The organism is Streptomyces sp. NBC_00386 (assembly GCF_036063235.1).
Lineage (GTDB): Bacteria > Actinomycetota > Actinomycetes > Streptomycetales > Streptomycetaceae > Streptomyces.
Genome location: NZ_CP107950.1, coordinates 4,749,781 through 4,768,905, shown reverse-complemented (window position 1 = coordinate 4,768,905; position 19,125 = coordinate 4,749,781). Strand labels below are relative to the sequence as shown.

The 19,125-nt window shown below is 70.9% G+C and carries 16 protein-coding genes; 11 read left to right on the top strand and 5 right to left on the bottom strand.

Annotation, left to right across the window (positions count from 1 at the left end; all coding sequences use genetic code 11):
• The first annotated feature begins 15 nt into the window (after positions 1-15).
• From OG780_RS20945 to OG780_RS20930, 4 genes are read left to right on the top strand one after another with little or no spacing between them, the layout of a single operon-like run.
• Positions 16-1,218 carry an NTP transferase domain-containing protein gene (locus OG780_RS20945; RefSeq protein ID WP_443062185.1) on the top strand — a complete coding sequence of 401 codons (1,203 nt, stop codon included), beginning with the start codon at positions 16-18 and terminating at the stop codon, positions 1,216-1,218.
• Positions 1,215-2,672 (top strand): molybdopterin molybdotransferase MoeA, encoded by a 1,458-nt coding sequence (locus OG780_RS20940; RefSeq protein WP_328450394.1) that lies wholly within the window; start codon positions 1,215-1,217, stop codon positions 2,670-2,672. The genes OG780_RS20945 and OG780_RS20940 overlap by 4 nt, the downstream gene beginning before the upstream one ends.
• Positions 2,673-2,712: 40 nt before the next feature.
• Positions 2,713-3,813 (top strand): potassium channel family protein, encoded by a 1,101-nt coding sequence (locus OG780_RS20935; RefSeq protein WP_328450392.1) that lies wholly within the window; start codon positions 2,713-2,715, stop codon positions 3,811-3,813.
• Between the two features lie 36 nt (positions 3,814-3,849).
• The gene (locus tag OG780_RS20930) at positions 3,850-4,830 is read left to right on the top strand and encodes an NAD(P)H-quinone oxidoreductase (protein ID WP_328450390.1); all 981 of its coding nucleotides are present in this window, start codon (positions 3,850-3,852) and stop codon (positions 4,828-4,830) included.
• A gap of 113 nt (positions 4,831-4,943) precedes the next feature.
• Here the strand turns inward: OG780_RS20930 and OG780_RS20925 are convergent, their stop codons facing one another.
• Positions 4,944-5,678 carry a hypothetical protein gene (locus OG780_RS20925; RefSeq protein WP_328450388.1) on the bottom strand — a complete coding sequence of 245 codons (735 nt, stop codon included), beginning with the start codon at positions 5,676-5,678 and terminating at the stop codon, positions 4,944-4,946.
• 228 nt (positions 5,679-5,906) lie between these two features.
• On the opposite strand from OG780_RS20925, the gene OG780_RS20920 reads away from it, so the two are divergent.
• The gene (locus tag OG780_RS20920; protein WP_326786689.1) at positions 5,907-6,449 is read left to right on the top strand and encodes a bacterial proteasome activator family protein; all 543 of its coding nucleotides are present in this window, start codon (positions 5,907-5,909) and stop codon (positions 6,447-6,449) included.
• Positions 6,450-6,595: 146 nt separating this feature from the next.
• On the opposite strand, the gene OG780_RS20915 is transcribed toward OG780_RS20920, so the two are convergent.
• On the bottom strand, positions 6,596-8,203 hold the full coding sequence (locus OG780_RS20915; RefSeq protein WP_328450385.1) for a protein kinase domain-containing protein: 1,608 nt from the start codon (positions 8,201-8,203) through the stop codon (positions 6,596-6,598).
• A gap of 301 nt (positions 8,204-8,504) precedes the next feature.
• Between OG780_RS20915 and OG780_RS20910 the strand changes: the two genes are divergently transcribed.
• Positions 8,505-10,061 (top strand): protein kinase domain-containing protein, encoded by a 1,557-nt coding sequence (locus tag OG780_RS20910; RefSeq protein ID WP_328450383.1) that lies wholly within the window; start codon positions 8,505-8,507, stop codon positions 10,059-10,061.
• Positions 10,062-10,145: 84 nt separating this feature from the next.
• Here OG780_RS20910 and OG780_RS20905 read toward each other — a convergent pair whose 3' ends face one another.
• Positions 10,146-10,811 (bottom strand): response regulator transcription factor, encoded by a 666-nt coding sequence (locus tag OG780_RS20905; protein WP_328450381.1) that lies wholly within the window; start codon positions 10,809-10,811, stop codon positions 10,146-10,148.
• A 412-nt stretch (positions 10,812-11,223) separates the two neighbouring features.
• Between OG780_RS20905 and pdhA the strand changes: the two genes are divergently transcribed.
• From pdhA to OG780_RS20890, 3 genes are read left to right on the top strand one after another with little or no spacing between them, the layout of a single operon-like run.
• Positions 11,224-12,453, top strand: a complete 1,230-nt coding sequence (pdhA, locus tag OG780_RS20900) for a pyruvate dehydrogenase (acetyl-transferring) E1 component subunit alpha (RefSeq protein WP_328450379.1) — start codon at positions 11,224-11,226, stop codon at positions 12,451-12,453.
• Positions 12,454-12,455: 2 nt separating this feature from the next.
• Positions 12,456-13,436 carry an alpha-ketoacid dehydrogenase subunit beta gene (locus OG780_RS20895; protein ID WP_328450377.1) on the top strand — a complete coding sequence of 327 codons (981 nt, stop codon included), beginning with the start codon at positions 12,456-12,458 and terminating at the stop codon, positions 13,434-13,436.
• A gap of 9 nt (positions 13,437-13,445) precedes the next feature.
• Entirely contained in the window at positions 13,446-14,903 is a 1,458-nt protein-coding gene (locus tag OG780_RS20890) for a dihydrolipoamide acetyltransferase family protein (RefSeq protein ID WP_328450375.1), read from the top strand.
• Positions 14,904-15,005: 102 nt separating this feature from the next.
• On the opposite strand, the gene OG780_RS20885 is transcribed toward OG780_RS20890, so the two are convergent.
• Positions 15,006-15,905: a D-alanyl-D-alanine carboxypeptidase family protein gene (locus tag OG780_RS20885; protein ID WP_328450373.1), complete on the bottom strand. Its 900-nt coding sequence runs from the start codon at positions 15,903-15,905 to the stop codon at positions 15,006-15,008.
• A 202-nt stretch (positions 15,906-16,107) separates the two neighbouring features.
• Between OG780_RS20885 and OG780_RS20880 the strand changes: the two genes are divergently transcribed.
• On the top strand, positions 16,108-16,782 hold the full coding sequence (locus tag OG780_RS20880; RefSeq protein ID WP_328450371.1) for a GntR family transcriptional regulator: 675 nt from the start codon (positions 16,108-16,110) through the stop codon (positions 16,780-16,782).
• Complete coding sequence (locus OG780_RS20875; protein ID WP_328450369.1) at positions 16,779-18,077, top strand: MFS transporter; 1,299 nt, start codon at positions 16,779-16,781, stop codon at positions 18,075-18,077. Before OG780_RS20880 ends, OG780_RS20875 begins: the two co-directional genes overlap by 4 nt.
• Before the next feature lie 163 nt (positions 18,078-18,240).
• On the opposite strand, the gene OG780_RS20870 is transcribed toward OG780_RS20875, so the two are convergent.
• Complete coding sequence (locus OG780_RS20870; protein ID WP_328450367.1) at positions 18,241-19,065, bottom strand: maleylpyruvate isomerase family mycothiol-dependent enzyme; 825 nt, start codon at positions 19,063-19,065, stop codon at positions 18,241-18,243.
• Between the last annotated feature and the right edge of the window lie 60 nt (positions 19,066-19,125).

Below are 19,125 nucleotides of genomic sequence, written 5' to 3'. Positions count from 1 at the left end.
GCCCATACTCGGGGCATGACCGCGTACGAGCCCGAGGGCGCGACCGGGCGGCCCGGCGGCGCCGACCAGCGAGGCACCCCCGGTGCCGATGCCGGGTACGACGCCGTCGTGCTCGCGGGCGGTGCCGCCCGGCGGCTCGGCGGCGAGGACAAGCCCGGCGTGCGGGTGGGCGGCCGGACCCTGCTGGACAGGGTCCTGGCCGCGTGTGCCGATGCCACCCGCACGGTGGTCGTGGCCCGGCCCAGGCCCACGGCGCGTCCCGTGGAGTGGGTCCGCGAGGACCCGCCGGGCGGGGGACCGCTCGCCGCGCTGGACGCCGGGCTGCGTCACACCAGGGCGCCGTACGTCCTCGTGCTCTCCGCCGACCTGCCGTTCCTGGAGGAGAAGACGGTCCGGCGCCTGCTGGACACCCTTCGCGCCGGCACCCCACACGAGATCCCCGGGGCTTCCCGCCCGGCCCGGGACGGGCATGCCACCCGCATCGAGGGGCCTGGCGCCCGTCACGACGGGCATGACATCCGCGCCGACGGGCTTGACACCTGTCACGACGGACCCGGCACCCGTGCCGAGGTACCCGGCGCCCGTGCCGAGGTACCCGGTGCCCGTCACGGCGACCCCGGCAGCCGAGCCGACGGCCCCGGCACCCGTTTGGACGGTGTTCTTCTCACCGACCCCGACGGGCGGGATCAGCCCCTTGTGGCTGTCTACCGCGCTGACGCGCTGCGCCGCGAGCTGGGTGTGCTCGCCGCCGCGCACGGGAGCCTCTCCGGGCTGCCGCTCCGACGGCTCGTCGCCGCCCTCGACCTCACCCGCATCACCGACCCCGTCGCGTCCTTCGACTGCGACACCTGGGACGACATCGCCGCCGCTCGAGCGCGCATCAGGGAGCATGGGCACGTGCTGGATGAATGGATTTCCGCAGTCAAGGACGAACTGGGCATCGACCTGGACGTCGACACCGGAGTGCTGCTCGACCTGGCCCGCGACGCCGCGCACGGCGTCGCCAGACCGGCCGCGCCGCTGACCACGTTCCTCGTCGGATACGCGGCCGCGCGGGCCGGCGGAGGACCGGAAGCGGTCGCCGAAGCCGCCCGCAAGGCGGCCGCGCTCGCGCTCCGCTGGGCCGACGAGGACACTCCCGAAGTCCGGCCGGACAACGGGTCGCCCGCCGCCCCGGCCACGCCCGCCACGCCCGCCACCGAGCCGGACGCCGGATGACCGCCGCCCGCTCCACCCGGGACAGCCAGGACGGCCAGGACACGGACGACTTCGACGTCGAGGAGGCGCTCGCCCTGGTCAAGGGCGCGGGTGCCCGTCCGTCCGGCGAGCCCGGCGGAGCGGAGCGTGCCGTCCCGGGCCCCCAGGGAACCGACCCGGCAGCGGTCCCCTCGCCCGGCGCCCGGAACAGCGGCGAGGGCAAGCCCACCCGTCACCGGTCCACCCCGTGGCCGGAGGCCCGGGCCGTCGCCGAGCGGGCCGCCCGTTCCCTGTCCCGCCGTACCCCCGTCCCGGTCCCCCTCGACGCCTCCCTCGGCCTCGTCCTCGCCGCCCCCCTGACCGCGCTCACCGACCTTCCCTCCTTCGACACCTCCGCCATGGACGGCTGGGCGGTCGCCGGACCCGGGCCCTGGGAGGTGCGGGAGGACGGCGTGCTCGCCGGGCACGCGGAACCGGAGCGGCTCAGCGACGGCGAGGCGGTCCGGATCGCCACCGGGGCGCGGGTCCCGCGGGACGCGACCGCCGTCCTGCGCAGCGAGCACGGGCGCCTCGACGACAAGGGGCGGCTGCACGCGGGCGTCGGGCAGGAGCCGGGTTCCGCCCGGTCCCGGGGAATCCTGGCGCTCACTCACGGGCAGGACATCCGCCCGCGCGGCCAGGAATGCCGCAGCGGTGACCAGTTGCTGCCGCTCGGAGCCCTGGTCACCCCCGCCGTGATGGGCCTCGCGGCGGCCGCCGGGTACGACACGCTCGCCGTCGTCCCCCGCCCGCGCGCCGAAGTTCTCATCCTCGGCGATGAGCTGCTCACCGAGGGACTTCCCCGGGAAGGGCTCATCCGGGACGCGCTCGGCCCCATGCTGCCGCCGTGGCTGCGGGCGCTGGGCGCCGAGGTCGTCGCGGTGCGCCGGATCGGCGACGATGCCAAGGCGCTGCACAAAGCGATCACCGGCTCCCGGGCCGATCTGATCGTCACCACCGGCGGCACCGCCGCCGGCCCCGTCGACCATGTCCACCCCACCCTGCGCCGGATCGGCGCCGAACTGCTGGTGGACGGCGTCAAGGTGCGGCCGGGGCATCCGATGCTGCTGGCCCGTATCCAGGAGAACCAGCACCTCGTAGGGCTGCCCGGCAACCCCCTCGCGGCCGTCTCCGGACTGCTCACGCTCGCCGAGCCGATGCTGCGCACGCTGGCCGGGCGCATGGCCCCGGAGTCGTACACCCTGCCCCTCGGGGAAGCCGTGCAGGGGCATCCGTACGACACCCGGCTCATCCCCGTCTCGCTGCGGGGCGAGCGGGCCGCGCCGCTGCACTACAACGGCCCGGCGATGCTGCGGGGCATCGCCGCCGCCGACGCGCTCGCGGTCGTACCGCCGGGCGGTGCGCGCGCCGGGCAGGAGCTGGAACTCATCGATCTGCCGTGGGCCGTCGCGGGGATCGACGCGTGCTTCGTCTGAGCAGGTCCGAGGGCATGGTCGGCATGGATCCGAGCGGGGAGTGTTTCACGTGAAACTTCCGGGCGACGACACGATCGCCCGCCAGGCGGACGAACATCTGATGACTCACCAGGTGAAACTGCCGCAGAAGGTAGTACAGCGTCCGATTCGGCAGGTGGCGAAGCGGCTGTCGATGGCGCTGCTGCTGCTTGTGTTCACCGCGCTCATCGTCTGGTTCGACCGCGGTGGCTACACCGACAACTCCGACGGCAGCGTCGACCTGCTCGACGCCTTCTACTACGCGACGGTCACCCTCTCCACCACCGGATACGGCGACATCACCCCGACCAGTGACGTCGCCCGGCTCATCAACATCCTGGTCATCACGCCCCTGCGGGTGCTGTTCCTGATCATCCTGGTCGGTACCACCCTGGAGGTCCTCACGGAACGCACCCGGGAGGAGTGGCGACTGAACCGCTGGAGGGCGACCTTGAGGGAGCACACCGTCGTTGTCGGCTTCGGGACCAAGGGACGGTCGGCCGTCGAGACCGTCTGCGCGACCGGGCTCAAGAAGGAACAGGTCGTGGTCGTCGACCCGAGTTCCCGGGTGGTCGACGCGGCGACGGCCGAGGGGTACGCGGGAGTGATCGGGGACGCCACGCGCAGCGATGTGCTGATGCGCGCCGAGCTCCACAAGGCGCGGCAGATCATCGTCGCCACCCAGCGGGACGACACCGCGGTCCTGGTCACCCTGACCGCGCGGCAGCTCAACCGCGGGGCGAAGATCGTCGCCGCCGTCCGCGAGGAGGAGAACGCGCCGCTGCTCCGGCAGTCCGGCGCCGACGCGGTCATCACCAGCGCCAGCGCGGCCGGCCGGCTGCTCGGCCTCTCCGTGCTCAGCCCCGCCGCGGGCATGGTGATGGAGGACCTGATCCATCAGGGCAGCGGGCTCGACATCGTGGATCGGCCCGTCACGAAGGCCGAGGTCGGTATGAGTGCCCGGGACACCACCGACCTCGTGGTCAGCGTCGTACGGGGGCATCGCGTGCTCGGATACGACGAACCGGACGTCGGCACACTGCAGTTGACGGACCGGCTGATCACGATCGTCCGGGTCACCCCGAGCACCCGGACGGCGCCGGACATCCGGCACCTGCCGTAGGAACAGGCGACACCGCGCAGGAGTAGCGTCCACCTCATGTACGCGATCACGATTCCCGAACCTGGTGGGCCCGAGGCGCTGGTGTGGGACGAGGTTCCCGATCCGGTGCCGGCCGAGGGCGAAGTGCTGGTCGAGGTGGTGGCCAGCGCCGTCAACCGCGCCGATCTGCTGCAGCGGCAGGGTTTGTACAACCCGCCGCCGGGAGCCTCCCGCTACCCCGGACTCGAATGCTCGGGGCACATCACCGCGATCGGTCCGGGCGTCCTCGGCTGGTCGGTCGGCGACGAGGTGTGCGCGCTGCTCGCGGGCGGCGGATACGCTCAGAAGGTCGTCGTCCCCGCCGGGCAGCTGCTCCCCGTTCCCGCGGGCCTGGACGTCCTGCGGGCGGCGGCGCTGCCCGAGGTGACGTGCACGGTCTGGTCGAACGTCTTCATGGTCGCCCATCTGCGCCCTGGCGAGACCCTGCTCGTGCACGGCGGCTCCAGCGGCATCGGCACCATGGCGATCCAGCTCGCGAAGGCCGTCGGTGCGAAGGTCGCGGTCACGGCGGGCACCAAGGAGAAGCTCGATTTCTGCGCGGAGCTGGGCGCGGACATCCTGATCAACTACCGCGAACAGGACTTCGTCGAGGAGATCGAGCGGGCCACCTCAGGGGCGGGCGCCGACGTCATTCTCGACAACATGGGGGCCAAGTACCTCGACCGGAACGTGCGCGCCCTCGCCGTCAACGGACGGCTCGCCATCATCGGCATGCAGGGCGGCATCAAGGCGGAGCTGAACATCGCCGCGCTCCTGAACAAGCGTGCTGCCGTCAGCGCCACCTCGCTGCGGGCCCGGCCGCTCAGCGAGAAGGCGGCGATCGTGGCGGCCGTGCGGGAACACGTGTGGCCGCTGATCGACTCCGGTCATGTCCGTCCTGTCGTCGACCGCGAGCTGCCCATGAGCGACGCGGCGGGTGCGCACCGGGTGCTGGAGGAGAGCAGCCACATCGGAAAGGTGCTGCTCGTCGCCCCCTAGCGGCCGACCAGCCTGCGGTGGCCGATCCGCCCCCTGGGGGATCGGCCACCGCACATCGCAGCTTCCTGTGGGGTGGCTCGGCCGCGGCACGTCGGCGCTTCCTGAGGGTGGGCTCAGCCGCGGCGTACCCGCAGGCCCAGGAAGGCCAGGGCCAGGCCCAGACCGACGAGGATCAGGCCGCTGCCCAGCGGCAGGAGCGCCAGGTCACCGCCGGGCGTGGAGCCGGGGCCCACGACGCTCTGCTGGACGGGGGCCGCGTTGTCGCGTGAGGGGGCGGGGGTTTCGCTCGGCTCCGTGATCCCGGTGTCCGCGGCGGGGGCCGTGTCCTGGAGGTCCGGGGTGTCCTGGCTGCCGGGGTCCTGGCTGTCCTGGCCGTCCGGCGCCGTGCGGCCGGGACGTTCACGTCCCTCCCCCGCGTAGCTGCCCGCACGGGACGGGTCCGCCGTAGGGGTGGGGCGGGCCGGATCGGAGGCCGTGGGGCCGGCCGCGTCCGAGGCGCTGGGCCCGTGCGCGGACGGGCCGGGCGGGTTGGACCGTCCGGGGGACGGAAGCGGTGAGCCGGCCCCCGAGGTGGACGGGGCGGGCGTGGTGGTCCCTCCCGGGGAGGGGGCGGAGGGAGTGGGCGAACCGGGCGGGCTGGTGCTCTGGGCGGGCGGAGCCGGTGAGGCGGTGGCTCGGGCGGACGGAACCCATGAGGCGGTGTACGAGAGGCCTCCGGAGCGGGCCGGGGCGGGGGGAGCGAGGGCGCCCGGGCCCGTCGGCGCGGCGATCGCGAGCGGGCCGGGGCCGTTCAGCAGGGCGGCCGCGAGGAGTCCGGCCGTGGGCAGGGTGCGCAGCCATGGAGTCACGTCGGTGACCCCCTCCCGGAACGGTTCGCCAAGACGGGTGCCGTGATCGACGCAACCAGCCTCACATGACGCCGTGATCCCGGCATCTCGACCGAAAGTGGCGTCATTCGCGCACTTCAGAGGCTGTGGAACCCCTTCCTGTCGCCAACTGGGCCGACGGAGGTGGTGGATCACTGTGTATGGGGGGCACCACCGTGATGGAGTACGTGGGTGCGAGAGAATGGCGGCATGGAGATGCCGAGGAACGAACGGTCGCCGGAGAACCCTCAGATCCTGGTCGTGGGCCAGGACGGAATGGCTCTCGGCGGCACCGGGGACGAGGACTCCCGCGAGATCCCGGTGACGGAGATGGTGGAACAGCCGGCCAAGGTGATGCGCATCGGCAGCATGATCAAGCAGCTGCTGGAGGAAGTGCGCGCGGCACCCCTGGACGAGGCCAGCAGGGTCCGCCTCAAGGAGATCCACGCGAGTTCCGTCAAGGAACTGGAGGACGGTCTCGCTCCGGAGCTGGTGGAGGAGCTGGAGCGGCTCTCGTTGCCCTTCACGGACGAGGGGACTCCCAGCGACGCCGAACTGCGGATCGCGCAGGCTCAGTTGGTGGGCTGGCTGGAAGGGCTCTTCCACGGGATCCAGACGACCCTGTTCGCCCAGCAGATGGCGGCCAGGGCGCAGCTGGAGCAGATGCGCCGTGCCCTTCCGCCGGGTGTCGGCGGTCTGGAGGGCGACGAGGACCTCCGTACGGGAGGCCGTTCGGGCGGACCGTACCTGTAACCACGCGGGGTCGGGCCACCGCCTCCGTCACCCGGCGACACGCGGTCACCCCGACGGGAAGGGGCCCGGCACTCACGTGCCGGGCCCCTTCCCGATTCCGCTGCCGGAGCGTCCGCGGTCACTCCCGTCCGGAGCGTCCGAGGATGCTAGGAGGGGTCGCCCGAGGACACCTTGAGCTCGATCTGGGGCATGTCCTTGGGGTCGACGTCTTCACCGGCGGAGGGGAACTGGTCCATGACCGTGTCCTCGCCGTACGTGTTCTCGTCCACGCGCGTGACCTTCATCTGCCAGCCGGCGGCCTGGAAGCAGGACTTCACCGAGCTGAGGTTCTTGAAGTGGAAGTCGGGGACCTCGATCTTCTTCGGGTCGTTGTACGACTCCGTCGGGTCCGTGCACTTCTCGGTGTCGATCTTCTTCGACGTGTCCGGACCCTTGTGCCCCGTGACCGCGGTGGGCGACGAGCCGGCGGTGCTGTCGCCGCCGCCCTTGTTGTCGTCGCCGGTCCCGCCGTTCAGGACCAGCGCCGTGATCAGGCCGCCGACCGCCAGGAGCGAGACCAGGACCGCGCCGATCACGACCGACTTGCTGCCCCGCCCGCCGCCGGCGGGCTGGGGCGAGAGGTTGTACGGGGGAGGCGTGGAGGTGCCGTGCTGCCCGGCGTACGCGGCGGTCTGCGGCGGAGTCGGGTAGCCGCCCTGCTGCGGGTAGCCGTACGCCGGGGCGGGGGTCGGCGTGCCGTACGGGCCGGGCTGGTACGGCGTCTGCACGGGGCCGGGCGCCGGGGTGCCCTGGTCGACCGGCGGGAACACGGCGGAGCCGACGCCCGAACCGCTGGGTGTCTGGGCGCCCGGCACGATGTTCGGCGCGGCGGGCTGGAACGACTGCGCGACCCGGAGGCACTCGTCGCGCATGATTTCGGCGCTCGGGAAGCGTTCGTTCGGGTTCTTCTTCAGCGCGCGGGCGATCAGCGCGTCCACCGCCGGGGGCAGCGAGCGGTTGACCGAGGAGGACGCGACCGGCTCCTCCTGGACGTGCGCGTAGGCGATGGCCAGCGGGGAGTCCGCCTCGAAGGGCAGCCGTCCGGTGACCAGCTGGAACAGCATGATGCCGACCGAGTACAGGTCGGACCGGGCGTCGACGCCCCGGCCGAGGGCCTGCTCCGGGGAGAGGTACTGCGGGGTGCCGACGACCATGCCGGTCTGGGTCATGGAGGTGACGCCGGACTGCATGGCACGGGCGATGCCGAAGTCCATGACCTTGACGACGTTGCGCTTGGTCATCATCACGTTGCCCGGCTTGATGTCCCGGTGGACCAGGCCCATCTCGTGGCTGATCTCCAGGGCCGCCAGCACGTCCGCGGTGATCTTCAGGGCCTTGTCGGCGGGCATCGCGCCGTACTGCTGGATGTCCGCGTCGAGGACCGAGCCGAGCGGCTTGCCCTCGATGTACTCCATGACGATGTACGGCGTCGTCATGCCGTCGAGGTCGTCCTCGCCGGTGTCGAACACCGAGACGATGTTCGTGTGGGTGAGCTTGGCCACCGACTGAGCCTCGCGGCGGAAGCGCTCGCGGAAGGCTTGCTCCCGGCCGAGTTCGGTGTGCAGTGTCTTGATCGCGACCTGGCGGTCGAGCACCGAGTCGTACGCGAGGTGGACCGAGGCCATGCCACCCTCGCCGAGCAGATCGCGCAGCTGGTAGCGGCCGCTGGCGACCGCACGCCCCGCGTACCGGCCCTGTGCGCCGTCCTGGCTCATCTTCTGCGTCCCCCGCGGCCGTGATCGATTGGCTTATTCCGGGCCAAGTCTGCCCGAGGGCACGGACACGTCAAGCTCGGTGCCCGTTCCGTGACCGTCTGAGAAAGAAGCGTCGCGGAAGCGTTACAGGTGACGTACGGCCGGTACACGGAAATTGCACCGACGGCACTCCGACGGGTTGGATGGCCGGTCCACTCACGCTCATCCCGGACCGGCGTCCCGCGCGAAGCCTGTAGCGTGGCCCGACGGAGACCGTAACAACCACCGCGCAGACCGCGGGCAGAAACGACGGCGAGGACTGATGGCACAGCAGCAGCGCGCTCAGGGCCCGTCCGACCCCGAGGCGACTGGCGGCGGTATGTCAGATGCGCCGGAGATGTGGGGTAACGGCGGGCTGGTCGGCGACGGCCGATATCGGCTGACACACAGGCTCGGCCGGGGCGGCATGGCCGAGGTGTTCGCCGCCGAGGACGTGCGCCTCGGGCGGACCGTGGCGGTCAAGCTGCTCCGTGCCGACCTGGCCGAGGACCCCGTGTCCAAGGCCCGTTTCACACGCGAGGCACAGTCGGTCGCGGGGCTCAACCACCACGCGGTCGTGGCCGTGTACGACTCCGGCGAGGACGTCGTCGGGCACGGGGTCGTCCCGTACATCGTCATGGAGATCGTCGAGGGTCACACGATCCGCGATCTGCTGATCAACGCCGAGGCCCCCGGGCCCGAGCAGGCGCTGATCATCGTCTCCGGTGTCCTGGAGGCGCTGGCCTACTCGCACCAGCACGGGATCGTGCACCGGGACATCAAGCCGGCGAACGTGATCATCACGGAGACCGGCGCGGTCAAGGTGATGGACTTCGGCATCGCGCGTGCCCTGCACGGCGCGCAGTCGACGATGACCCAGACCGGCATGGTCATGGGCACCCCGCAGTACCTCTCCCCGGAGCAGGCGCTCGGCAAGGCCGTCGACCACCGCTCCGACCTGTACGCGACCGGCTGTCTGCTCTACGAGCTTCTCGCGCTGCGGCCCCCGTTCACCGGCGAGACGCCGCTGTCGGTGGTCTACCAGCACGTCCAGGACATCCCGATGCCTCCCTCGGAGGTCTCGGGCGAGGTGCCGCCGGAGCTCGACGGGCTCGTCATGCGCGCCCTCGCGAAGGATCCGGACGACCGGTTCCAGACCGCCGAGGAGATGCGCGGACTCGTCCAGTACGCGCTCCAGATGCTGTACGACCAGGGCAGCCACACCGGCACCTGGAACACCGGCCCGGTCACCATGCACGAGGGGTCGCACGGGCCCGGTTTCGCGGGTACGGCCGCGCTGCCGCACCCCGGTGACTACGGCACCACGCAGATCCCGGCACCGCTCATCCCGCCCTACGGGGGCGGCGACGACGGCGGCTTCGAGGGGCACGGCAACCGGGGCGGCGGCCGCGGCAAGCTGTGGATCCTCGCGGTCTTCGCGCTGATCGCCATCGTCGCCGGCGTCGCGCTGGCGCTCAAGACCACCGGTAACGGCACAGGTTCCGGGACCGGGACCACGCCGTCGCCGACCGTCTCGCACTCCAGCAAGAACGACGGCTCCAGCGAGCAGCCCAGCGACGACTCGACGGACCGGTCCACGGACGACGACACGTCGGACGACTCGACCAACACCGGCGACAATACGGACTACCCCCCGTCGTACGAGCCGACGCGGAGCGTCACCAGCGAGCCGACGACGGACCAGCCGACCGACGAGCCGACGAAGACCGCGCCGACCACGGCGGCCCCGACCACACCGGCCACACCGACGGCGGAGCCGACGACCGAGGATCCGGCCGATGGCGGTACGGAATCCCCCGCCGTGGGGGGCGGGCTCTGATCCTGCTCTCCAGGGTCCGCTGGACCCTGGAGAGCAGGGCGCTTTCGCCCGCTCTCGGAAGAGGGGCCACAAGCCCCGCATCAATCAGTGGCGCTGCTGTTCGGCCTGTTTGCGCGCCACATAGGCGGCCGCCTGCGACCGGCGCTGCATTCCCAGTTTGGACAGCAGGCTCGACACATAATTCTTGATCGTTTTCTCGGCGAGGTGCAACCGCTCGCCGATCTGGCGATTGGTGAGCCCTTCGCCGATCAGGTCGAGGATCCTGCGTTCCTGGTCGGTGAGGCGGGCGAGCCGGCTGTCGTCCTTGGTGCCGCCGCCGTCCCGCAGCCTTTCCAGGACGCGCGCGGTGGCCACCGGGTCGAGCAAAGATTTTCCGGCCGCGACATCCCGGATCGCCGTGAGCAGCTCCTGGCCGCGGATGGCCTTGAGGACATAGCCCGAGGCGCCCGCCATGATCGCGTCGAAAAGGGCCTCGTCGTCGGCGTACGAGGTGAGCATCAGGCATCTGATGTCCTCGTTCGCGGAGCGGATCTCGCGGCACACCTCCACGCCGCTGCCGTCCGGGAGGCGCACGTCCAGGACGGCCACGTCCGGGCGGGTGGCCGGGATCCGAACCAGTGCGTCGGCCGCCGTGCCCGCTTCCCCGACCACTTCGATGTCGTCCTCGACCGAGAGCAGTTCGTGGACACCGCGGCGGACCACTTCGTGGTCATCGAGGAGGAATACGGTGATTTTCCCGATTTCGCGCACGGTGTCAGTCTCACACACGGTCATGGGCATTGCCCCAAGTGAACTCTTCCCGAGCCCGGGGTGGCCGGGATAACGTGCCGGTGTTCCGGCCCCCTGCAAGGCTGTGACCAGTGCTGTGACCAGCGACTGTTCCGATCTGCTCGATCTAGTAGGAAATCCACGTTTCCAAGTACTTGGATTTCCTATCAAAATCGCAGGTCAGGAGGGGTTTCACAGAATTGTGAAGCACTGGGTAACGTGGCAGTTGCAGGGCGCTCGCCGGGGCACCTGTCACGCCTGTTCCCGGCCGAGTGGCACCCACCCCGTGCACGGGTGCCGGAACAGGCGAGCCGCTCTCCCGAGCTCGAACCGCGAGCGAGGGGGACCCCAGCCTTCCGGCAACCCCGGGGGCCGGACCGACGGAGGAGCACACGTGACCGTGGAGAGCACTGCCGCGCGCAAGCCGCGACGCAGCGCCGGTACGAAGAGCGCCGCGAGCGCCAGTACGACCGGTACCAAGAGCGCCGCGAGCAGGAGCGCCGGCGCGGCCGCCAAGAAGTCGCCCGGGGCGACGGGCGGCGAGCCGGAGCTCGTTCAGCTGCTGACCCCGGAAGGCAAGCGGGTCAAGGACGCCACGTACGACCCGTACGTCGCCGACATCACCCCCGAGGAGCTGCGCGGCCTGTACCGGGACATGGTCCTGAGCCGCCGCTTCGACGCCGAGGCCACCTCCCTCCAGCGCCAGGGCGAGCTGGGCCTGTGGGCCTCGATGCTCGGCCAGGAGGCCGCCCAGATCGGTTCGGGCCGGGCCACCCGCGACGACGACTACGTCTTCCCGACCTACCGCGAGCACGGCGTCGCCTGGTGCCGCGGGGTCGACCCGACCAACCTGCTCGGCATGTTCCGGGGTGTGAACAACGGCGGCTGGGACCCGAACGGCAACAACTTCCACCTGTACACGATCGTCATCGGCTCGCAGACGCTGCACGCCACCGGCTATGCCATGGGCATCGCCAAGGACGGCGCCGACTCGGCCGTGATCGCGTACTTCGGTGACGGTGCCTCCAGCCAGGGCGACGTCCTGGAAGCCTTCAACTTCGGGGCGGTCTACAACGCTCCGGTGGTGTTCTTCTGCCAGAACAACCAGTGGGCGATCTCCGAGCCGACCGAGCGCCAGATGCGCGTGCCGCTGTACCAGCGCGCGCAGGGCTTCGGCTTCCCGGGCGTCCGCGTGGACGGCAACGACGTGCTCGCCAGTCTCGCGGTGACCCGCTGGGCCCTGGAGCGGGCCCGCAACGGCGAGGGTCCCACCCTGGTCGAGGCGTACACCTACCGCATGGGCGCGCACACCACCTCCGACGACCCGACCAAGTACCGGGCCGACGAGGAGCGCGAGGCGTGGGAGGCGAAGGACCCGATCCTGCGCCTGCGCGCCTACCTGGAGGCCGCGAACCACGCCGACGAGGCGTTCTTCGCGGAACTCGAGACCGAGAGCGAAGCGTTGGGCAAGCGGGTGCGCGAAGTCGTACGGGCCATGCCGGACCCGGACAAGTTCGCCATCTTCGAGAACGTGTACGCGGACGGGCACGCGCTCGTCGACGAGGAGCGCGCCCAGTTCGCCGCCTACCAGGCGTCGTTCGCGGACGCAGGGGAGGGCAAGTAGCCATGACGACGGAAAAGATGGCGCTGGCCAAGGCGATCAACGAATCGCTGCGCACGGCTCTCGATGCCGACCCCAAGGTCCTCATCATGGGCGAGGACGTCGGAAAGCTCGGTGGTGTCTTCCGGGTCACCGACGGGCTGCAGAAGGACTTCGGCGAGGAGCGGGTCATCGACACCCCGCTCGCCGAGTCGGGCATCGTCGGCACCGCGATCGGTCTGGCCCTGCGCGGCTACCGCCCGGTCGTGGAGATCCAGTTCGACGGTTTCGTCTTCCCCGCCTACGACCAGATCGTCACCCAGCTCGCGAAGATGCACGCGCGGGCGCTGGGCAAGATCAAGCTGCCCGTCGTCATCCGTATCCCCTACGGCGGCGGCATCGGCGCGGTCGAGCACCACTCGGAGTCCCCCGAGGCGCTGTTCGCGCACGTGGCGGGCCTGAAGGTGGTCTCTCCCTCGAACGCGGGCGACGCCTACTGGATGATGCAGCAGGCCATCCAGAGCGACGACCCGGTGATCTTCTTCGAGCCCAAGCGGCGCTACTGGGACAAGGCCGAGGTCAACAAGGACGCCATCCCCGGTCCGCTGCACAAGGCCCGGGTGGCGCGCGAGGGCAGCGACCTGACCCTGGTCGCCTACGGTCCGATGGTGAAGGTCTGCCTGGAGGCCGCCGCGGCCGCCCAGGAGGAGGGCAAGTCGATCGAGGTCCTGGACCTGCGCTCGATGTCCCCGATCGACTTCGACTCCATCCAGGCCTCGGTCGAGAGGACCCGCCGCCTGGTCGTGGTGCACGAGGCGCCGGTGTTCCTCGGGACGGGCGCGGAGATCGCGGCCCGCATCACCGAGCGGTGCTTCTACCACCTGGAGGCGCCCGTTCTGCGGGTCGGCGGCTATCACGCCCCGTACCCGCCGGCCCGCCTGGAGGAGGAGTACCTTCCGGGCCTGGACCGGGTGCTCGACGCCGTCGACCGCTCGCTGGCGTACTAGGAGAGAGTCGTGACGACGATGACTGAGAACGCGTCGGGACTCCGCGAGTTCAAGATGCCCGACGTGGGCGAGGGACTCACCGAGGCGGAGATCCTCAAGTGGTACGTCCAGGTAGGTGACACGGTCACCGACGGCCAGGTCGTCTGCGAGGTCGAGACCGCCAAGGCGGCCGTCGAACTGCCGATCCCCTACGACGGTGTGGTGAGCGAGCTCCGCTTCCCCGAGGGCACGACGGTGGACGTCGGCCAGGTGATCATCGCGGTCGACGTGTCGGGTGGCACGGCGCCCGCGCAGGCCGCCCCGGCCGCCGAACAGGCACCGGCCGCTCCCGCCGCTCCGGCGGCGGCCCCCGAAGAGGAGGCCAAGCCCACGGGCCGCAAGCCGGTCCTCGTCGGGTACGGCGTGGCGGAGTCCTCCACCAAGCGGCGCCCCCGCAAGGGCGCCGAGGCCCCCGCCCAGCAGGGCGGGACGCTCTTCGCGGCCACCGCGATCCAGGGCGAGCTCAACGGCCACGGGACCGCGTCCGCCCAGCAGCGGCCTCTCGCCAAGCCCCCGGTCCGCAAGCTGGCCAAGGACCTCGGGGTCGACCTGGCGACGGTCACCCCGTCGGGCCCGGACGGCATCATCACGCGGGAGGACGTGCACGCGGCGGCAGCCCCGGCGCAGGCGCCCGCTCCCCTCGCGGCCCCGGCTCCCGTAGCCGTCCCGCAGGCCCCGGTCCAGGTCCAGCCGCAGGTTCCGGCCCCGGCCGCGTCGTACGACGGCGCGCGTGAGACCCGGATCCCCGTCAAGGGCGTCCGCAAGGCGATCGCCACCGCCATGGTCGGGTCCGCGTTCACCGCGCCGCACGTCACCGAGTTCGTGACCCTCGACGTGACCCGCACCATGCGGCTGGTCGAGGAGCTCAAGCAGGACAAGGACATGCAGGGGCTGCGGGTCAATCCGCTGCTGCTCGTCGCCAAGGCCCTGCTGGTCGCGATCAAGCGCAACCCGGGCATCAACGCGTCCTGGGACGAGGCCAACCAGGAGATCGTCCAGAAGCACTACGTGAATCTGGGCATCGCCGCGGCCACGCCCCGGGGTCTGATCGTGCCGAACATCAAGGACGCCCACACCAAGACCCTGCCGCAGCTGGCCGAGTCGCTGGGCGAACTGGTGGCCACGGCCCGCGAGGGCAAGACCTCGCCGGCCGCGATGCAGGGCGGCACGGTGACGATCACCAACGTCGGCGTCTTCGGCGTCGACACGGGCACGCCGATCCTCAACCCCGGCGAGTCCGCGATCCTCGCGGTCGGCGCGATCAAACTCCAGCCCTGGGTCCACAAGGGCAAGGTCAAGCCCCGCCAGGTCACCACGCTGGCGCTCTCCTTCGACCACCGTCTGGTCGACGGCGAGCTCGGTTCCCGGGTCCTCGCCGACACCGCCGCCGTCCTGGAGCAGCCCAAGCGGCTGATCACCTGGGCGTGAGCCGACGGGGCAGGGGGATCTGAGTCCCCCTGCCGACCCGTGACACAGGAAAGGGGCCTGCCGCGCGAACCGCGCGGCAGGCCCCTTTTCTGTTCGGGTGCGTTACCTGGCGAAGCTGTAGTCCAGCAGCTTCTTCGCGTCCGCCGTACGGACGGTGACCGAGGTGGAGGCGAGCACCGTGCCGATGATCGTCTTGCCGTTACGGGTGGCGGCGAAGACGAGGCAGTACTTCGCCTCGGGGCCCGAGCCGGTCTTGATGCCGATCGTGCCGGAGTAGCCGGTCAGCAGCGGCTTGTTGGTGTTCTCCCACGTGTAGTAGCGGTAGCCGCCACTCGCGGTCGTCACCTTCTGCTTCGTGGAGACCGTCTTGACGACCGTCTTGAACGTGGTGCTCTTCATAGCGCTGCTGGCGAGCTTCGTCAGGTCGCGCGGCGTCGAGTAGTTCGCACCGTGGCCGACGCCGTCGAACGAGTCGAAGTGGGTGTTCGTCATGCCGAGGCTCCGCGCGGTGGTGTTCATCTTGCCGATGAACGACTTCACGCGGGCGGCGCGCGTCGTGCCCGAGCCGAACTTGTCGGCGAGCGCGTAGGCGGCGTCGCAGCCGGACGGCAGCATCAGACCGTAGAGGAGCTGACGGACGGTGACCTGGTCGCCGACGATCAGGTTGGCCGAGGAGACGTAGCCACTGTCGACGATGTAGTTGCTGTACGCGCTCGAGATCTTGACCGTGGCGTTCAGGTTGAGGTTCGACTGCGAGAGCACGACCTTGGCGGTCATGATCTTCGTGGTGGAACCGGTGGACAGCTTGGTGTCCGCAGCCTTCTTGTAGAGGGTCGTACCGGTGCCGTTGTTCATGGTGTAGCCGCCCTTGGCGGCGATCGTGGGCGTGGCGACGGCGCCCGCGGGTGCGGCGCCGAAGGCTCCGGCTGCCAGCACGGCGCCGGTCGTGAGGGTCACAGCGGCGGCCCTGCGGAAACGCGTGCCCTTAATGCCGGTAATCAAAATGAACGCTCCGTATGCGCGAAATGCCCCTGGGAGAACGGCACATAGGGGTGCCGTCCCACGTTCAGACTCGCGGAGCGCGCAAAGGGATGTGCGGCGAACGGAGGAAATTCATGTGACCTGGGTTACATGCGGGGGTTGTTGGGGTCCGCATGCTGAAATGCCGCCGGGCATGCGTACGTGTTGTATCTATGATGTGCGCATGCCTTCAGCCCCACCCGCGCCGATGCGGCCTCCCGTGAAACAGCCGCCCGCCGCGGACCGCGTCTACGCACACGTCAAACAGGGTGTCCTGGAACGCCGTTACGAGGGCGGATCCCTGCTGACCGAGGGCGAACTCGCCGACGCGGTGGGTGTTTCGCGCACCCCGGTCCGCGAGGCGCTGCTCCGCCTGGAGGCCGAAGGGCTGATCAGGCTCTACCCGAAGAAGGGCGCGCTCGTCCTGCCGGTCTCCGCCCAGGAGATCGCCGACGTCGTCGAGACCCGCCAGCTCGTGGAGGAGCACGCCGCGCGCAAGGCCGTACCGGCGTCGCCGCGGCTCCTGGCCCGTCTGGAGGAACTGCTCGACCAGCAGAAGGAACAGGCCGCCGCCGGGGACCTGGCCGCCGCCGCCGTCACCGACCGCTGCTTCCACGCCGAGATCGTCCGCAGCGGCGGCAACGAGATCCTCTCCCGGCTCTACGACCAGCTCCGCGACCGCCAGTTGAGGATGGGGGTCGCCGTGATGCACGCGCACCCCGACCGGATCACCAAGACGCTCGTCGAGCACGAGCAGATCCTCCAGGCGCTGCGGGCCGGTGACGCCGACGCGGTCGTCGCCCTCATCCACGGCCACGTGAGCTGGTTCTCCAACCTGGCGCGGGGCGAGGTCCGATGAGCTCCTCGGCCACCCTGCCCGGCGACCCGCCCGGCGGCCGGCGCGCGATCGCCGTCTGGGGCATCGGTGTCTCGGTGTACTTCGTCGCGGTCATCTTCCGTACGTCACTCGGGGTGGCCGGGCTCGACGCGGCGGACCGCTTCCACGTGGGCGCCTCCGCCCTGTCCACGTTCTCCATCCTCCAGCTCCTCGTGTACGCGGGCATGCAGATACCGGTCGGCCTTCTGGTCGACCGGCTCGGCACCAAGAAGGTGCTGACCATCGGCGTCCTGTTGTTCACGGCCGGGCAACTGGGCTTCGCGTTCTCCTCGTCGTACGGCATGGCGCTCGCCTCGCGCGCCCTGCTGGGCTGCGGTGACGCGATGACGTTCATCAGCGTGCTGCGGCTCGGCACCCGGTGGTTCCCCGCCCGGCGCGGTCCGCTCGTCGCGCAGTTCGCGGGTCTGGCCGGCATGGCCGGCAACCTCGTCTCGACGCTCGTGATCGCCCGGCTGCTGCACGGCGTGGGCTGGACGGCCGCGTTCGCCGGCAGCGCCGCCGCCGGTGTACTCGTCCTCGTCCTCCTGCTGTTGTTCCTGGAGGACCACCCCGAGGGCCACCGGCCGGAGCCGTTCCCGCACCGGGGTGCCGCGTACGTACGCCGGCAGATCGCCGCGTCCTGGCGGGAACCGGGTACCCGGCTGGGTCTGTGGGTGCACTTCACCACGCAGTTCCCGGCGATGGTGTTCCTGCTGCTGTGGGGGATGCCGTTCCTCGTCCAGGCGCAGGGTCTGTCGCGGGCCACGGCCGGTGAGCTGCTGACACTCGTCGTCCTGGCCAACATGGGTGCCGGGCTGGTGTACGGACAGATCGTCGCCCGGCACCACACCGCGCGGCTGCCGCTGGCGCTGGGCACGGTCGCGGCGACGGCGGTCGTGTGGGCGGGGGTGCTGGTGTACCCCGGCGAACACGCGCCGATGTGGCTGCTGGTCGTGCTGTGCACGGTGCTCGGGTTCTGCGGGCCGGCCTCGATGCTCGGCTTCGACTTCGCGCGCCCGGCGAATCCGCCGGAGCGTCAGGGCACCGCGTCCGGGATCACCAACATGGGCGGTTTCACCGCCTCGATGACGACGCTGCTGGCCATCGGTCTCCTGCTCGACGCCACCGACGACAACTACCGGGTCGCCTTCGCCTCCGTGTTCGTCCTCCAGGCGGCCGGGCTGAGCCAGATCTTCCGGCTGCGGAAGCAGGCGGCCCGCCGCGAGCGGGAGCGGCTCGTGGCCAGCCGGGTGGAGACGGTGCACGTACCGGCGTGACCGCCGCCGCCACACCGCCCCGCTGTCGCTACCGCCGGCGTTCGCCGTCCGGGACGTGCAGGACGTGCAGGGCGTGACGTGAGGGACTGGGGGACGTGCGGAGCGGGGCGGAGGGCGGGGGAACGCCCCCGCCCCGTCGCCGCGTACGCGGCCGCCCCGTCCGTTACGGCGTGACGGCGAGGCCGCGCAGGATCGCCGCGGTCAGTTCCGGGTCGCCCTCGGCCTTGATGCGGTCGGACACGGCGTCGGGGCTGACGCGGCCACAGGTGAGCCGGACGAAGGTCTCCCAGTCGAGGGCGAGGCTGGCGGCGGGACCGAGGGAGGGCGAACCGTTTATCGAGCCGCGCCCGTCGGCGTCGACACGGACGGTGCGCAGGAACTCGACGGGCCCGTGCACGTCGAAGACGACCGCGGAGTTCGCCGGTGCCCCCGCGTTCTTGGCGACGATCTTCGGCAGCGCGGCCAGCAGCTGGTCCCGCACGATCTGCGAACCGGGGGAGTCGAGGTTCCCCGGCCGGCCCAGCGTGTACCGCAGGTCCTGCTCGTGCACCCACACGTCGAACGCGCGGTTGCGCATCGCGTGTTCCAGGGTGACCTCGGTGCCGAGCGGGCCCCGCACCTTGGCGTCGGGCTGCCGCGACTCGTTCCGCAGCTGCCGGTTGCGGCGGATGATCGTGTACTCCAGCTCGGAGGTCATCTCCGGCGCCGTGTGGTGGCGGCGCACGTCGACCTGCATCTCCATGTACCGCTGGTGTTCGTTCGTCACGTGGTAGAGATCACGGGGAAGGGTGTGGATCGGCCGCGGGTCGCCGAGCATCTCGCAGTCCAGCCCGATGACATGCGAGACGATGTCACGGACCGACCAGCCGGGGCACGGGGTCCGCCGGTTCCACTCGCCCTCCACAAGCGGCTGCACCAGCTCGGATATCGCTTCGATCGAGTGGGCCCAGGCGTCGGCGTAGGACTGAAGACTCGGATGCAGACTCACGGAACGGGACCCCTCGGGCGGTTGGACGCGGGCATTTCACAGGCAGCGGGTGTCTTGGGA

What these genes read in the sequence shown, in the direction of transcription:
- OG780_RS20945 (WP_443062185.1), top strand. Translation starts at nt 16, where the DNA reads ATGACCGCGTACGAGCCCGAGGGCGCGACCGGGCGGCCCGGCGGCGCC.
- OG780_RS20940 (WP_328450394.1), top strand. Translation starts at nt 1,215, where the DNA reads ATGACCGCCGCCCGCTCCACCCGGGACAGCCAGGACGGCCAGGACACG.
- OG780_RS20930 (WP_328450390.1), top strand. Translation starts at nt 3,850, where the DNA reads ATGTACGCGATCACGATTCCCGAACCTGGTGGGCCCGAGGCGCTGGTG.
- OG780_RS20920 (WP_326786689.1), top strand. Translation starts at nt 5,907, where the DNA reads ATGGAGATGCCGAGGAACGAACGGTCGCCGGAGAACCCTCAGATCCTG.
- OG780_RS20915 (WP_328450385.1), bottom strand. Translation starts at nt 8,203, where the DNA reads ATGAGCCAGGACGGCGCACAGGGCCGGTACGCGGGGCGTGCGGTCGCC.
- OG780_RS20910 (WP_328450383.1), top strand. Translation starts at nt 8,505, where the DNA reads ATGGCACAGCAGCAGCGCGCTCAGGGCCCGTCCGACCCCGAGGCGACT.
- OG780_RS20895 (WP_328450377.1), top strand. Translation starts at nt 12,456, where the DNA reads ATGACGACGGAAAAGATGGCGCTGGCCAAGGCGATCAACGAATCGCTG.
- OG780_RS20880 (WP_328450371.1), top strand. Translation starts at nt 16,108, where the DNA reads ATGCCTTCAGCCCCACCCGCGCCGATGCGGCCTCCCGTGAAACAGCCG.
- OG780_RS20875 (WP_328450369.1), top strand. Translation starts at nt 16,779, where the DNA reads ATGAGCTCCTCGGCCACCCTGCCCGGCGACCCGCCCGGCGGCCGGCGC.